The sequence below is a fragment of the Mycobacterium sp. PDNC021 genome, from assembly GCF_048282635.1.
Lineage (GTDB): Bacteria > Actinomycetota > Actinomycetes > Mycobacteriales > Mycobacteriaceae > Mycobacterium > Mycobacterium llatzerense.
Genome location: NZ_CP182502.1, coordinates 1,412,740 through 1,428,024, shown reverse-complemented (window position 1 = coordinate 1,428,024; position 15,285 = coordinate 1,412,740). Strand labels below are relative to the sequence as shown.

General features: G+C 66.4%; 15 protein-coding genes. 11 read left to right on the top strand and 4 right to left on the bottom strand.

The genetic code is table 11. The features are described from left to right. Positions 1-86 precede the first annotated feature (86 nt). From ACNO8X_RS06610 to ACNO8X_RS06600, 3 genes are all read left to right on the top strand, one after another. Positions 87-1,238 (top strand): steroid 3-ketoacyl-CoA thiolase, encoded by a 1,152-nt coding sequence (locus tag ACNO8X_RS06610; RefSeq protein WP_418004651.1) that lies wholly within the window; start codon positions 87-89, stop codon positions 1,236-1,238. A gap of 16 nt (positions 1,239-1,254) precedes the next feature. Continuing rightward, positions 1,255-1,749, top strand: a complete 495-nt coding sequence (locus ACNO8X_RS06605) for a nitroreductase family deazaflavin-dependent oxidoreductase (RefSeq protein ID WP_418004650.1) — start codon at positions 1,255-1,257, stop codon at positions 1,747-1,749. Positions 1,750-2,050: 301 nt separating this feature from the next. Beyond that, positions 2,051-3,394: a histidine phosphatase family protein gene (locus tag ACNO8X_RS06600; RefSeq protein WP_418004649.1), complete on the top strand. Its 1,344-nt coding sequence runs from the start codon at positions 2,051-2,053 to the stop codon at positions 3,392-3,394. Between the two features lie 61 nt (positions 3,395-3,455). Here ACNO8X_RS06600 and ACNO8X_RS06595 read toward each other — a convergent pair whose 3' ends face one another. Then, the gene (locus ACNO8X_RS06595; RefSeq protein WP_418004648.1) at positions 3,456-4,361 is read right to left on the bottom strand and encodes an SDR family oxidoreductase; all 906 of its coding nucleotides are present in this window, start codon (positions 4,359-4,361) and stop codon (positions 3,456-3,458) included. Between the two features lie 13 nt (positions 4,362-4,374). After that, positions 4,375-5,139: an SDR family oxidoreductase gene (locus tag ACNO8X_RS06590; RefSeq protein WP_043984577.1), complete on the bottom strand. Its 765-nt coding sequence runs from the start codon at positions 5,137-5,139 to the stop codon at positions 4,375-4,377. Positions 5,140-5,196: 57 nt separating this feature from the next. On the opposite strand from ACNO8X_RS06590, the gene echA20 reads away from it, so the two are divergent. From echA20 to ipdC, 4 genes are read left to right on the top strand one after another with little or no spacing between them, the layout of a single operon-like run. Then, positions 5,197-5,952 (top strand): (7aS)-7a-methyl-1,5-dioxo-2,3,5,6,7,7a-hexahydro-1H-indene-carboxyl-CoA hydrolase, encoded by a 756-nt coding sequence (gene echA20 / locus ACNO8X_RS06585; RefSeq protein WP_043400318.1) that lies wholly within the window; start codon positions 5,197-5,199, stop codon positions 5,950-5,952. 1 nt (position 5,953) lies between these two features. Then, positions 5,954-6,853, top strand: coding sequence for a CoA transferase subunit A (locus tag ACNO8X_RS06580; protein ID WP_418004647.1), 900 nt, complete (start codon positions 5,954-5,956; stop codon positions 6,851-6,853). Continuing rightward, positions 6,850-7,602, top strand: a complete 753-nt coding sequence (gene ipdB / locus ACNO8X_RS06575) for a cholesterol ring-cleaving hydrolase subunit IpdB (protein ID WP_418004646.1) — start codon at positions 6,850-6,852, stop codon at positions 7,600-7,602. The genes ACNO8X_RS06580 and ipdB overlap by 4 nt, the downstream gene beginning before the upstream one ends. Before the next feature lie 5 nt (positions 7,603-7,607). Then, positions 7,608-8,678: a (3aS,4S,5R,7aS)-5-hydroxy-7a-methyl-1-oxo-octahydro-1H-indene-4-carboxyl-CoA dehydrogenase gene (ipdC, locus tag ACNO8X_RS06570; protein ID WP_043400327.1), complete on the top strand. Its 1,071-nt coding sequence runs from the start codon at positions 7,608-7,610 to the stop codon at positions 8,676-8,678. Positions 8,679-8,738: 60 nt separating this feature from the next. Here ipdC and ACNO8X_RS06565 read toward each other — a convergent pair whose 3' ends face one another. Both ACNO8X_RS06565 and ACNO8X_RS06560 read right to left on the bottom strand, forming a co-directional pair. After that, positions 8,739-9,326 (bottom strand): UbiX family flavin prenyltransferase, encoded by a 588-nt coding sequence (locus ACNO8X_RS06565; RefSeq protein ID WP_418004645.1) that lies wholly within the window; start codon positions 9,324-9,326, stop codon positions 8,739-8,741. Further along, positions 9,323-9,820, bottom strand: a complete 498-nt coding sequence (locus ACNO8X_RS06560; RefSeq protein ID WP_418004644.1) for a TIGR02444 family protein — start codon at positions 9,818-9,820, stop codon at positions 9,323-9,325. Before ACNO8X_RS06560 ends, ACNO8X_RS06565 begins: the two co-directional genes overlap by 4 nt. 99 nt (positions 9,821-9,919) lie before the next feature. Here ACNO8X_RS06560 and ACNO8X_RS06555 point away from each other — a divergent pair, with 99 nt between their 5' ends. From ACNO8X_RS06555 to ACNO8X_RS06540, 4 genes are all read left to right on the top strand, one after another. Beyond that, entirely contained in the window at positions 9,920-11,371 is a 1,452-nt protein-coding gene (locus tag ACNO8X_RS06555) for a UbiD family decarboxylase (RefSeq protein WP_418004643.1), read from the top strand. An 8-nt stretch (positions 11,372-11,379) separates the two neighbouring features. Further along, positions 11,380-13,011: a UbiD family decarboxylase domain-containing protein gene (locus ACNO8X_RS06550; protein WP_418004642.1), complete on the top strand. Its 1,632-nt coding sequence runs from the start codon at positions 11,380-11,382 to the stop codon at positions 13,009-13,011. A 339-nt stretch (positions 13,012-13,350) separates the two neighbouring features. Beyond that, complete coding sequence (locus tag ACNO8X_RS06545; RefSeq protein WP_418004641.1) at positions 13,351-14,184, top strand: lysophospholipid acyltransferase family protein; 834 nt, start codon at positions 13,351-13,353, stop codon at positions 14,182-14,184. 100 nt (positions 14,185-14,284) lie between these two features. Further along, the gene (locus ACNO8X_RS06540) at positions 14,285-15,277 is read left to right on the top strand and encodes an FUSC family protein (RefSeq protein ID WP_418004640.1); all 993 of its coding nucleotides are present in this window, start codon (positions 14,285-14,287) and stop codon (positions 15,275-15,277) included. The last annotated feature ends 8 nt before the right edge of the window (positions 15,278-15,285 follow it).

The following is a 15,285-nucleotide window of genomic DNA, read 5'->3' as shown; positions in this document are numbered from 1 at the left end:
CCATTGAAACATGCCTTCACCGCAGATCAAAGGCCCAACCCAATCGTTGCTTGTCAGACTAATGAAACGTGTTCTAGCCTGACCTCATGGGTAATCCTGTCATCGTTGAAGCCACCCGTAGCCCGATCGGCAAGCGGGGTGGCTGGTTGTCCGGCCTGCACGCAACCGAACTTCTGGGCGCGACGCAGAAGGCACTCGTCGAGAAGGCCGGGCTCGACGCCGGCGAGGTCGAGCAGCTCATCGGCGGCTGCGTCACGCAGTACGGCGAGCAGGGCAACAACATCACTCGGCAGTCCTGGCTGGTCGCCGGATTGCCCGAGCATGTCGGTGCCACCACCATCGACTGCCAGTGCGGCAGTGCCCAGCAGGCCAACCACCTGATCGCGGGCCTGATCGCCACCGGCGCCATCGACATCGGCATCGCCTGCGGTATCGAAGCCATGAGCCGGGTTCCCCTGGGCGCCAACGGCGGTGGCGCCCGCGCCGCGTCGTGGGACATCGACCTGCCCAACCAGTTCGAAGCCGCCGAGCGCATCGCCAACCGCCGGGGCATCACCCGCGCCGACATCGACGCGCTGGGCTTCGCCTCGCAGGCGAAAGCCAAGCAGGCCTGGGCCGAAGGCCGCTTCGACCGCGAGATCTCGCCCATCGAGGCGCCGGTCATCGACGAGAACAAGCAGCCGACCGCCGAGCTCAACTGGGTCAGCCGCGACCAGGGTCTGCGCGACACCACCCTGGAGGGCCTGGCCTCGCTGAAGCCGGTCATCGAGGGCGGCATCCACACCGCCGGTACCTCGTCGCAGATTTCCGACGGTGCCGCCGCGGTGCTGTGGATGGACGAGGACAAGGCCAAGGCGCTCGGCTTCAAGCCCCGCGCCCGGATCATCGCGCAGGCCAACGTCGGCGCCGAGACCTACTACCACCTGGACGGTCCGGTGCAGTCCACCGCCAAGGTGCTCGAGAAGGCGCGCATGTCGATGGCCGACATCGACCTGGTCGAGATCAACGAGGCCTTCGCGTCCGTCGTGCTGTCATGGGCTCAGGTGCACAAGGCCGACATGGATAAGGTCAACGTCAACGGCGGCGCCATCGCGCTGGGCCACCCGGTCGGTTCGACCGGCTCGCGGCTCATCACGACCGCGCTGCATGAATTGGAACGGACCGGCAAGTCGACCGCGCTGATCACGATGTGCGCGGGCGGCGCGCTGTCCACCGGCACGATCATCGAGCGCATCTAGGAGCAGGGTCGCCACCATGGCCGACGGGGAAATGAACGACAGGCAGCTGAAGATCCTGAATTCCAAGGGGATGCAGGTCGGCTTCAAGTGGATGTCGCGGATCAACACCTGGGCATTCCGCGCCACCGACGGCCGCGTCGGCGCCAAGTGGCGGCTCGGCTCCAAGCCTGTCGCCACGCCTCCTCCGGTCGGCATCCTGACGACCATCGGGCGCAAGTCGGGCGAGCCCCGCGACAGCCCGCTGCTGTACCTGCGCGAAGGCGACCGCATCGTCGTCGTCGCCTCGCAGGGCGGCCGCGACACCCACCCGATGTGGTACCTGAACCTGGTCGCCAACCCGAGCGTGAAGTTCCAGGTGCGTGGCGAAAAGCTGCAGCTGACCGCCCGCGAAGCCACCGACGCCGAACGTGACGAGTACTGGCCCAAGCTCGACGCCATGTACCCCGACTTCGTCGACTACCGCTCGCACACCGACCGGAAGATCCCGATCGTCCTGCTCGACCCGGCCTGATCACAGCCCCGAAAAGCTCCCCTGGACCGCATTCGCGCCAGGGGAGTTTTTGGATCCGCAACAAGGTTGCCCGCGTTGAACCGGCCAAGCCTGGCGATCGCGTGGTGGTCAGCAAATTTTCGGGCTAATTGACGGCGGAGGCTAGACAGATTCACAGATGTGTACATAGTGTGGCGTGGCGCACGTGCAATGCCGCATGTGCGCCCACACACAGCCTGAGCCACATCTGGAGCCGTCTATGTCATCAACGTTCCGCACGGGGATTCCCCACACTCGAACACTCAAACGCGCAGGACAGGCTGTGGCGGTCGTCGTCACCGCGGCCTTCATGTTCCTGGCCTCGGCGTTCTCCGCCTGGGCCGCGACCAACATCACCATCACATTCGTCCGCCACGGCGAATCCCAGGGCAACGCCTCGGGCCTCATCGACACCAAGATCCCGGGCCCCGACCTGACCGCGACAGGTCAGACCCAGGCCCAGACCGTGGCAGGCGTCCTCGCCAATGACGGCCTGGCGCACGACGCGATCTTCGCCTCCGACATGGTGCGTACCCAGCAGACCGCGGCGCCGTACGCCACCGCGACCGGCATGCCGGTGACGGTGCTGAGCGGCCTCCACGAGGTCCAGGCCGGCATCTTCGAAGGCCAGTCGCAGGACTCCGGCTTCGCCCGCATCCTGTACGCGCTGATCCCACTGTCCTGGGCCACCGGCAACCTCCTGATGCCGATGCCCGGTTCACCCGACGCCAACGGCGCGGTCTTCCAGGACCGGTTCAACGGCGCGGTCGACGACATCTACGCCAGCGGCGCACAGAACCCCGTCGCGTTCGCACACGGCATGTCGATCATGGCCTGGACCTTGATGAACGTGGAGAACCCCGACCTCACCCTGATGCTCAAGCACCCCCTGGGCAACACCGACATCGTCAAGGTGACCGGCAACCCCGAGGATGGTTGGACCCTGGAGAACTGGGGCGGCGTCGCCGTCACGCAGAATCCCGCGCTGCCCACCAAGCTGTTCGTCAACGTCCGCGACGCCGTCAAGGTGCCGCAGATGGCGCTGTACAACGTCGCGAAGGCCCTCGGTACCGGCAACATCGCCAACATCGCCAACGCCATTCGCGACGGCGTGTTCGACACCGCCAAGGCCGTGGTGAACCTCCCGATCAACGTGGTCAAGAGCGTCGTGAAGTCCGTCCAGACCGGCACCGTGTTCAAGGCGGCGCCGCCGCCGGCGTCGGTGCAGGCCGTCACGCCCAACGCTGCCGCCGCGGCGAAGGACACCGACAGCGCCGACAAGCCCTCGGTGACGCCGACGATCACCAAGCAGGTCTCCGCCAGGAAGCCTGCCGTGACCGGCGCCAAGGACAAGACGGTCAAGGCCACCGAGGAAACCAAGGTCGACACCACCAAGGTCGACGACGCCAAGGCCGGCGACACCAAGACCGGTGATACCAAGGCCGAGGACAGCCCGAAGCAGAACGCGGGCGACAAGGCTGCCGACGACAAGGGCACCACGGTCAAGAAGGACAAGTCGAAGAAGGACAAGTCCGAAAAGGCAGACAAGCCGAAGGTCGAGAAGCCCAAGAAGACCGAGAAGCAGAAGGAGGACAAGGCCTCCGCCGGCCACGGCGACGCCAAGTAGCAGCAGCAAAAAAGCTCCCCCAGAACGAGATTCGTTCTGGGGGAGCTTTTTTGTCCAATAGTTACGCGCCGTAGACCGGAACCGGCGGACGCTCCTTCGTGAGCAGATCGGCGACCACGGGGCCCAGCTCGGCCGGGTCCCACTTGGCGCCCTTGTCGATCTCGGGACCGTGCGCCCAGCCCTCGGCGACGCGGATCTTGCCGCCCTCGAGCTCGAACACCTTGCCGGTGACATCGCGCGACTCGACGCTGCCCAGCCACACCACGAGCGGCGAGATGTTCTCGGCGGCCATGGTGTCGAACGCCTGATCCTGGGTGTTCATCGCGTCGGCGAAGACGGTCTCGGTCATGCGGGTACGGGCCGACGGCGCGATGGCGTTGGCGGTGACGCCGTAGCGGCCCATCTCGGTCGCGGCGACCAGCGTCAGCGCGGCAATGCCGGCCTTGGACGCGCTGTAGGTGGCCTGGCCGACGCTGCCCTGCAGGCCGGCGCCCGAGCTGGTGTTGATGATGCGCGCGTCCACGGTCTCGCCGGCCTTGGCCTTGGCCCGCCAGTACGCCGCGGCGTGCTTCATCGTGGCGAAGTGCCCCTTGAGGTGCACCGCGGTGACGGCGTCGAATTCCTCTTCGGTGGCGTTGGCGAACATGCGGTCGCGCACGATGCCGGCGTTGTTCACCAGCACGTCGAGCGTGCCATAGGTATCGACGGCCTGCTGGATCAAGGCCGCGGCCTGCTCCCAGTCGGCGACGTTCGAGCCATTGGCCACGGCCTCGCCACCGGCCGCGGCGATCTCGTCGACCACGTTCTGCGCGGCGCTACCGCCACCGGCGGGCGAACCGTCCAGGCCGACACCGATGTCGTTGACCACGACGCGGGCGCCTTCGGCGGCGAACGCAAGCGCGTGCTCACGCCCGATTCCGCCACCGGCGCCCGTCACGATGACCACGCGGCCGTCGAGCAATCCCATTTGATATCTCCCTTTACTTGTTGGCGCTTGACGTTTCCAGATACTGCGGCGGCTCGCCGCCGCCATGCACTTCGAGGGACGCACCGCTGACGTACGACGCGGCCTCGGAGGCCAAAAATGCTGCGGCCCAGCCGATATCGGCCGGCTTGGCCAGCCGCTTGAGCGGAACCGTCGCGGCGACGGCGGCGACCGACTCGGCATCGCCGTAGAACAGCTCGGACTGCTCGGTCTCGACCATGCCGACGATCACGGAATTGACCCGGACCTTGGGCGACCATTCGACGGCGAGCGTCGTGGTCAGGCTGTCGATGCCCGCCTTTGCAGCGCCGTAGGCACCGGTGCCAGGGGTCGGCCGGTGGGCGCTGACGCTGGAGATGTTGACGATCACGCCGCCCTCGGGCTGCTGCTGCATCACCGCGTTGGCGTGGGTCGAAACCAGCAGCGGCGCAATCAGGTTGAGCTCGATGATCTTGGTGCTGAACTTGGCCGACGCATCAGCGGCGAGCGCGAACGGCGAGCCACCCGCGTTGTTGACGACGACGTCCAACCGGCCGTGCTTGGCGACGATGGCGTCGATCATCGCCTTGACCGCCGCGTCGTCACGAACGTCGCAGGCGTGGAACTCGTAGGGCAACCCCTCAACCTCGCGCCGCGCGCAGGTGATGACGGTCGCGCCCTGCTCGGCGAACACCGCGCTGATGCCGGCTCCGACGCCGCGCACACCGCCGGTGACCAGCACCACGCGCCCGGCCAATTGCAGATTGATTCCAGCAGTCACTGTGCTAGCGTACCAAGCAAGTGCTTGCTTAGGTACCCGTCCCCCAGGAAGTGACTGATGACCATCACCACCAAAACAGTCGAACCGGGCATCGTCTCGGTCACCGTGAACTACCCGCCGGTCAACGCCATCCCGTCGGCAGGTTGGTTCGAGCTGGCCGACCAGATCACTGCGGCCGGGCGCGACAAGAGCACCCACGTGGTGATCCTGCGCGCCGAGGGACGTGGCTTCAACGCCGGCGTCGACATCAAGGAAATGCAGAACACCGAGGGCTTCGGCGCGCTGATCGACGCCAACCGCGGCTGCTACGAGGCGTTCCGCGCGGTGTACGAATGCCAGGTCCCGGTCGTCGCGGCGGTCAACGGCTTCTGCGTCGGTGGCGGCATCGGCCTGGTCGGCAACGCCGACGTCATCGTCGCTTCTGACGACGCCAAGTTCGGTCTGCCCGAGGTCGAGCGCGGCGCCCTGGGCGCGGCGACCCACCTGTCCCGCCTGGTCCCGCAGCACATGATGCGCCGGCTGTTCTTCACCGCCGCCACCGTGCCCGCGACGACGCTGCAGCACTTCGGTTCGGTGCACGAGGTCGTCCCGCGCGAAGAGCTCGACGAGGCCGCGCTGCGCGTCGCCCGCGACATCGCCAGCAAGGACACCCGCGTCATCCGCGCCGCCAAGGAGGCGCTGAACTTCATCGACGTGCAGCCCGTCAACGCGCGCTACCGCATGGAGCAGGGCTTCACCTTCGAACTGAATCTGGCCGGCGTGTCCGACGAGCACCGCGACGAGTTCGCGGGGACCAACAAGGGAGCCAAATAGAATGGCAGACAAGACAACAACTCTCGAAGCCGCAGTCGCCGAGATCGAAAGCGGCATGACCATCGGCATCGGCGGCTGGGGTTCCCGCCGCAAGCCGATGGCGTTCATCCGCGCGCTGCTGCGCACCGACGTCACCGACCTGACCGTCGTTACCTACGGCGGGCCGGACCTCGGATTGCTGTGTGCCGCAGGCAAGGTCAAGCGCGTCTACTACGGCTTCGTGTCGCTGGACTCGCCGCCGTTCTACGACCCGTGGTTCGCCAAGGCCCGCATGAACGGCACCATCGAGGCCCGTGAGATGGACGAGGGCATGCTGCGCTGTGGCCTGCAGGCTGCCGCACAACGTCTTCCGTTCCTGCCGATCCGCGCCGGACTCGGCAGCGACGTCCGCGCCTTCTGGGGCGACGAACTCAAGACCGTCACCTCGCCGTACGAGACCGACGGTGCGCACGAGGAACTCGTCGCCATGCCGGCGCTGAACCTCGACGCCGCGTTCGTGCACATGAACCTCGGCGACGTGAAGGGCAATGCCGCCTACACCGGCATCGACCCCTACTTCGACGACCTGTTCCTGATGTCGGCCAAGCGCCGTCACCTGTCGGTCGAGAAGATCGTCTCCACCGAAGAGCTCGTGAAATCGGTTGTGCCGCAGCAGCAGGTCATCAACCGCATGATGGTCGACACCGTGGTCGAGGCCCCGAATGGCGCCCACTTCACCACCAACGAGCCCGACTACCGGCGCGACGAGAAGTTCCAGCGCCACTACGCCGAAGCCGCCGGCTCGGAGGAGACGTGGGCCGAGTTCGTCAAGACCTACCTGTCCGGAACCGAAGCCGACTACCAGGCCGCGGTCCGTAAGTTCGCCGAGGCTCAAGCAGCCCAGAAGGAGGCCGCCAAGTGAGTGACGCAACCCGCGCCGAGGTCTGTGCCGTCGCCTGTGCCGAATTGTTCCGTGACGCAGGGGAAATCATGGCCAGCCCCATGACGACCGTCGTGCAGATCGGTGCCCGTCTGGCCCGGCTGACCTTCTCTCCCGACATCGTGATCACCGATGGCGAGGCCCGCATGCTGGCCGACACCCCGGCGATCGGCGCCCCGTTCGCCGTCGAGGGCTGGATGCCGTTCAACCGCGTCTTCGAGACCCTGGCCTGGGGCCGTCGCCATGTGGTCATGGGCGCCAACCAGATCGACCGCTACGGCAACCAGAACCTGTCGGCCTTCGGCCCGATCCAGCAGCCGACCCGCCAGATGTTCGGTGTCCGCGGCGCGCCCGGCAACAGCATCAACCACGCCACCAGCTACTTCGTGGGCAACCACACCAAGCGCGTGTTCGCCGACTCGGTCGACATCGTCTCCGGAATCGGTTGGGACAAGGTCGATCCGGCCAACCCGGCGTTCCGCTTCCTGAACGTCTACCAGGTGGTGTCCAACCTGGGTGTGTTCGACTTCAACGGCCCCGAGCACCAGATGCGCGCGGTGTCGCTGCACCCGGGCGTGACGGCCGACGAGGTCGCCGACAACACCTCGTTCGCGGTGCACGGCCTGGACGCCGCCGGCGAGACCCGCCTGCCGACCGCCGACGAACTGCAGCTGCTGCGCGAGGTCATCGACCCGAAGTCGCTGCGGGACAAAGAAGTGAAAGCGGTCTAGTCCTGATGTCCAAGCTCAAGACCCCGCTGACCGAGCTGGTCGGCATCGAGTACCCGGTCGTGCAGACCGGCATGGGCTGGGTGGCCGGCGCGCGTCTGGTCGCGGCCACCTCCAACGCCGGCGGTCTCGGCATTCTGGCCTCGGCGACGATGACGCTGGAAGAGCTGCAGACCGCCGTCGCCAAGGTCAAGGCGGCCACCGACAAGCCGTTCGGCATCAACATGCGCGCCGACGCCGGCGATGCGGCTGCCCGCTGCGACCTCCTGATCCGCGAAGGAGTCAAAGTCGCCTCCTTCGCCCTGGCTCCCAAGCCCGAGCTGATCGCCAAGCTGAAAGACGCAGGCGTCGTGGTGATCCCGTCGGTCGGCCTGGCCAAGCATGCCAAGAAGGTGGCGAGCTGGGGTGCCGACGCGGTGATCGTGCAGGGGGGCGAGGGCGGTGGCCACACCGGCCCGATCGCCACCACGCTGCTGCTGCCGTCGGTGCTCGACGCGGTCAAGGACACCGGCATGCCGGTGATCGCCGCGGGTGGCTTCTTCGACGGCCGTGGCCTGGCGGCCGCGCTGTCCTACGGCGCCGCCGGCGTCGCGATGGGCACGCGGTTCCTGCTCACCTCGGACTCGACGGTGCCCGATGCGGTCAAGCAGCGGTACCTGGACGCCGCGCTGGACGGCACCGTGGTGTCGACCCGCGTCGACGGCATGCCGCACCGGGTGCTGCGAACGGGCCTGGTGGAGAAGCTCGAAAGCGGTTCCCCGGTAAGGGGTTTCGCCGCCGCGATCGGCAACGCCCAGAAGTTCAAGAAGATGTCCGGCATGACCTGGCGGTCGATGGTCAAGGACGGCCTGGCCATGCGCCACGGCAAGGACCTGACCTGGTCGCAGGTCGTGATGGCGGCCAACACCCCCATGCTGCTGAAAGCCGGTCTGGTGGAAGGCAACACCGAGGCGGGCGTGCTGGCCTCGGGCCAGGTGGCGGGAATCATCGACAGCCTGCCGTCGTGCGCCGAGCTGGTGCCCCAGATCGCCGCCGAGGCCATCGAGCACCTGCAGGCTGCCACCAGCTACATCGTGTAGGTCGCTTTCTCTGCGCGAGCAGACATAAAACTGCCCCTTTTCACGTGAAGAGGGGCAGTTTTACGTCTGCTCGGCAGGGACCACCGTCATGCCGTGCCAGCGCTTGACGTCAGGCAGGGTGATGTCGAACAGATCCAGGGCGCGGCCGACGGTCTGGTTGACGATGTCGTCGAGGGTCTGCGGGACGGTGTAGAACGCCGGCACCGGCGGCATGATGATCGCGCCGTTGCGGGTCGCCTGGGCCATCAACTCGATATGCCCGGCATGCAGCGGCGTCTCGCGCAGCAGCAGCACCACGCGGCGCCGCTCCTTGAGGCAGACGTCGGCGGCCCGCACGACGAGAGAATCGTTGTAGGACTGCGCAATTCCGCTCAGGGTCTTGATGGAGCACGGCGCGACCAGCATGCCGGCGGTGATGAACGAACCGGATGACACGGTCGCCGCGATGTCGCGTGGGTTGTGTACCTCATCGGCGAGGTCGCGGACGTACTCATGGGTGTACTTGGTCTCTTGGGCGATGGTGCGGTGCGCCGCGGTGGTGACGATGGCGTGCGTCTCCACGTCGGCGACGTCGCGCAACAACTCGAGTGCCCGGATGCCGTAGACGGCGCCCGACGCACCGGTGATCGCCACGATCAGTCGCTTCATGTGTTCCCCACTCTTGCAGCCGCTGCGGCGATCGTAGCCAGCGCCGCGTCCTCGTCGCTGGTCAATGGCCGGTCCGACTGGGCCCGCACCACCAACGTCAGGGCCTCGGCCACCCGCGCGACAGTGTCCCCATCGGCCGGCTCGATATCAGGTACCAGCGCGTCCAATTCATCGAGCTCGATCAGCTCGGAGCGGATCTCCACGGCCTTGAGCTGCTCTCGCAGTTCGGTGGTCACCGGGTTGGGTGCCGGCGGTGGCCCTGACTTGAGCCGCCGTCGCACAGCACGCAGCGGACGGACGACCTCGCTGTGCCACTGGGCCACTCGCTCGCTCGCGGCCACGAATGTGTCCGTCGTCAGCTGACCTGCGACGCCGACCCGAGCCGCGAACAACAGCAGGTTCACGTCGAGACCGAAGCGGTCCTGCAACAGCACGCACGCCTGCTCGACCCCGGCTTCGCGATGTACCCGCAGAGCAAAATCTGGTAACTGCACGGTGACCAATTGTGGTGTTCGGTGGCCCGACCTGGCTAGTCGTAGTAGACAGATATTTGCCGCGACCGAGAAAGACCAGAGTAAGGATGGCGCTGGACGATGCCCTTCGACGACTTCCGCTCGTTTCTCACCGCGCTGCGCGACGAAGGGCAACTCATCGAAGTCGACCGGCCGGTGGCCCTCGACCTCGAAGTCGCCAAGGCCATGCGCAAGAGCGCCGCTACCGGCGGACCGGCCATCGTCTTCAACAACAATGGCACCAAGTTCCCGCTGGTCGGTGGCATCTACAACTCGCGCGCCAAGGCGCTGCTGGCCTACGGCTGCACCGAGGAGAATGCGTTCGGCGACATCGTGAATCGGCTGAAGACCCGCATCCCACCGGTGTACGTCGATGACGGTCCGGTGCACGAGAACGTGATCCTCGGCGACGATATCGACCTGTCGATCCTGCCGGTACCGAAGTACAGCCCGGACGACGGCGGCCCGTACATCACTCCCGGCATCATCGTCAGCCACGACCCGGAGACCGGCGTGCCGGACATCGGGCACTACCGCTGCGAGATCATCGACAGCAAGACCATGACGCTGATGGCCATCCCGAACCACCGGTTCGCCAAGAACCAGGCCAAAGCACTTTCCATGGGGCACAAGACTTTCCGGGCGGCGCTGGTGATCGGCGTCGACCCGATGATCGCGTACACGGGCCCGATCCAGGTGCCCGAGGACACCAACGACTGGGAAGTCGTCGGCGGAATGCGCGGCGCAGCAGTGGAGTTGGTGAAATGCCGGACCAACGACGTGTCGGTGCCGGCGCACGCCGAGGTCGTGATCGAGTTCGAGGTCGACTTCACCGAGACCGTCACCGAAGGACCACTGGGCGAGTACACCGGCTACTACACCCCAGCTTCCCCGAAGCCGGTGGTGCGGCCGACGGCGATCACCCATCGCAACGACGCCTACTTCCAGGCTCTGCTGACCGGCCGCCCGACCACCGAAAACCATATCCTCAAACAGCTTTCGTTCGAGGCGTCGTTCTTCGACATGATGCGCCAGCAGTTTCCGACCATCGAGAAGGTGTCGATCCCCGCGTCGGGCGGCGTCTACTTTCGCGTGGTGATCTCCATGCGCCAGCGCTTCGCCGGCGAGGCCCGCAGCCTCATCCTGGCCGCGATGGGTAGCAACCTGCGACCGAAACAGGTCGTCGTGGTGGACCCCGACATCGACGTCTACGACTCCGAACAGGTCGAGTGGGCCATGGCGTTTCGCACTCAACCGGCGCGCGATGTCATCATCGTCGAGGGCCTGCCCGGCGGCCCGCTGGACCCGACGGCCGACGAATCCCTGCCGCAAGATCAGCGCACCGGGTCCGCCATCGGCACCGACGCGACCTATCCCTACGGCACCATCGTCAAGAAAGTCGGCGACGTGTGCGGACCTGCACTCGAGGAACACGGCGGCCGCGTCGTCGAGGTCGCCGATGTGCCCGGCTGGCGGGAATACGAATTTCCGGAGCTGGACGAAAAGACCCGTCCCACAACCACTTCTGAATAGGACGCGCGATGCCGCAGCAGACTCTGACCGAGTTCGTCGAGGAGATGGAGAAGGCGGGTCTACTGGTCCGCGTCACCGAGGAGAAGCGGGTCGACGAACTCCCCGCAGTGATGGAGGCCAACCCGCTGACGGCCGTGCTGGTGGAGAACGTCAAGGACTGCGAATTCCAGTTCCTCGCCAACGCGTACTCCAATCAGGATCAGTACGCGTGGGGACTGGGCTGCGACAAGAGCCAGAGCGGCTTCATGATGAGCGAACTCGCCAAGGGCCGCATCGCGCCGGAGATCGTCGACACCGCGCCATGCAAGGAAGTCATCCTGACCGGTGACGACGTCGACCTCACCCGGCTGCCGCTGTTCCTGCACCACGACCGGGACGGGCACGCGTACACCAACGACAACCTGGTGGTCAGCCGGCACCCGGACACCGGTATTCACGACTGGGGTATCTACCGCAGTATGTTCCGGTCAAAGACCGAGAAGATGTTCGACATGACGTGCACCTCACACCGAGCGCGCATCAATGCCATTGCGGCACAAGAGAAAGGGCAGAACCTCGAGGTCGCCATCGTCCTCGGTGGCCCGATCCTCGACAAGGTGGCGTCGCTGACGGGCGTGCCGGCCGACACCGACGACTTCGAGGTGCTCGGCAGCTTCTACGGGCACCCGGCCCGGTTGGTGAAGTGCGAGACCATCGACGTCCTGGTGCCCGCGAACGCCGAGATCGTGCTGGAATGCGAGCTGATGGCGTCTGAGGGGCTGACGCACGATGAGGGTCCATACGGCGAGTTCAGCGGCATGTACGGCGGTGGCATCAAGCACAACTACCGAGCCGTGGTGAAGGCCATGACGTATCGCAAGGGCGGCATCTTCCAGCACGCCACCATCGGCGGCGCGCACCCCTGGTACACCGACAACATGTTGCAGCTGCCCGCGGTGGAAGCAGATATCTTCGGCGCCTTGAAGTTCGCGGGCATCAACGTCAAAGAGGTCCGGTGCCCGCTCGGTGGTCTCTCGAACATCGCCTACGCCAAGATCAAACCCAACGGCGGCGGTGATGCGAAGCAGGCCCTCGGCATCATGCTGACCTGCTCCAAGCTGGCACTGCCCAAGATCGCGATGGTGTTCGACGAGGACATCGACATCTGGGACGACAACGCCGTGCAGTTGGCCATGGCGTTCCGGTACATGCCGCACCTCGACACCGTGCTGCTGCCGGGCGGAAACACCATGACGGTCGACCCGATGATCGGGTCCGACGTCGCACCCGGTACCGCGTCGAAGATCGGCTTCGACTGCACCATCCCGATGGGGCCGCAGTTCACCCGCAGCAGCTTCGACCGCAGTTCGGTGTTCGTGCTGCCGGACCCGCCGGCCGACGTCGTGACGCTGGCGGAGGAAGACCTGACCGCTGCGATGGCCGACCTCATCCGCGAGCAGCCGCGCGCGTGGAAGGAAATCCTGGAGCACTTCAACGGCCAGCCCTACCGCACGATCTACCGGGCGTTCAGCAATCTGCGACCCCAGTTGGGCCGCTGCGACGACGCGCCGTGGTACCGGTACACGTTCTCCGACGGGGACTTCGCGGTTGCCGAACCGGAGACGCTGACGCACAACTACGACCCGCGGCACCGGCCTTAGGCTGGTCCACAGCAACATTCTCCCGGTCCGTCAACTGCTGGGGATCGCGTTGGCTTCTCGCGACAACATATCCGCGCAATTGCGTCAGATCTTCGGCCGCTGGGGATGTCGCCGCCGCCATCCGATCTCCGTAACGTAGCCATCGACCACAGCGGTAAGGTTCCTACCTGCAATAACAGGCTCGACATCCGCACCAGAGAGGCGTCGCATGACTGTCATCGGTGGTGTGGCATACGTCGTCGTCACCTTGCTCCCCGTTCTGACACTTGCCGCGATCAACGCCATAGTCCGCGCGGTCGGTAGGCGCCGCGGACGGCCAGACCCCGCAAACGAGGACTCATGACCACGCTGACCGCCGCCCCGAACCCGGCCACCGCCCCGGGCGTCCCGAACCCGACCTTCATGCGGTACGTCCAGAACCCGATCTGGAACTTCCTGTGTGACCACTACTTCCGGCTCGAGATCGACGGCTGGCACAAGGTGCCCGACGAGCCGTCGCTGCTGATCGGGATCCACTCCGGCGGCTCCCTGACCATGGATGCCTGGACCCTGGTGCATTCCTGGTACCGGCATTTCGACGGGCAGCGGGTCCTGCACGGCACCGCGCACGACGTATTGATGGGCGCGCCCGGTCTCGGTGACTACTTCCGCGCCGTCGGGGTCATCCCGGCTTCGCGCGACGGTGTCACGGGCGCCTTGGCCGCCGGCCGTGACGTCGTGGTGTGGCCGGGCGGCGAGCTCGACGCGATGCGCACCTGGCGCGACCGCGACAAGGCGATCCTCGCCGGCCGCAAAGGCTTTGTGAAGCAGGCGATCCGGTCCGGTGTGCCGATCGTCCCGGTCGCGACGATCGGTGGGCACGACACCGTCTTCGTGCTGAACGAAGGCAAGTTCCTCGCCAAGTGGAGCGGCCTCGGCAAGCGCCTGCGCGGCGCCAACATGCCGATCATCGCCGGCTTCCCGTTCCCGCTCGCCGTCGAGGTGCTGCCGATGCATCTGCCGCTACCCGCGAAGATTCGCACCGAACTGCTCGACCCGATCTACGTCGACACCGACCCCGAGCGGGCGAACGATGCCGCGTATGTCGACAAGGTGTACGACGAGGTGCAGTTCGCGATCCAGTCCGGCATGGACCGGCTGGCCAAGCGCCGCAGCTTCCCCGTGCTCGGGTGATAGGCGCAGCCGATCAGTTGCTCGGAGTTTCCACTTTGACGGTCACTCCCCGGGTGCGACAACCTGATTGAGTCAGTCGTTCATCGATCGGAGTGGGCCCATGCGCACCGTCTATACGCGCGTGCGCAGGGCCATGATCCCGCCGATGGAAGACCACCGCCCGGCCTTGCGGGTGGCGCTCGGTCTGGCTATCCCCGGCATCGCCCTGCTGGCAGCCGGGCGCCCCGACCTGATCATCTACGCGGTGTTCGGTGCGATCACCGGCATGTACGGCCGCACCGAAACCCGCGGCCGCCGGTTCGCACACCAGACGCAGGGCGCGGTGATCCTGGTCCTCGGTGTGACCATCGGGGTGGTGCTGGCGAATTCCCATGTCCCACCGGTGGTCCTGGTCATCGCCGCCGTGACGTTCGCGTCCGTCGGATCGGTGGTGACCGACTACCTCGCGCTCAAACCGGAGGGTCCGTTCTACGGCGTCTTCGCGCTTGGCGCCATCGCCACGGTGCCTGCCGGCCGGGTGGCGCCGGCGTCCGCGATATTGCTCTGTGCTGCAACAGCTCTACTGTCTGTCCTGCTCGGCATTCTCGATGCGCCCCGCGCGTCGGAGCCGGTGACCCGACTGGCGTTGCCGAACCGTCGCGACGTGCTGATCCACGCGGGCCGCTACGCGCTCTCCATCACCGCGGCGGGTACCGCCGGCCTGGCTTTGGGTGTCGACCATGCCAACTGGGCCATCGCCGCGGCAGCCGGGCCGCTCGCCGCGGCGGATGCCAGCGGTCGCATCAGGCGCGGAATCCACCGCCTCGGTGGCACTTTCATCGGCCTCGCCGTGGCGGCCGCGCTACTCGTGCCCGGGCCCAGCGAGTACGTGCTGGCCATCTGTGTCATGGCGCTGCTGTTTCCCACCGAATTGTTCATGGCCCACCACCATGCGGTCGCGCTCGGCTTCTTCACGCCATTGATCATGCTGATGACCGATCTGGCCGTGCCCACCGAACCGCTTGTGTTGCTGGCCGATCGCGGCATCGACACCGTCATCGGCGTCACCGCCGCGATCGCTGTGTCGATGCTGCTGCCGGGCACGCGCGAGTAGGCGTCGCG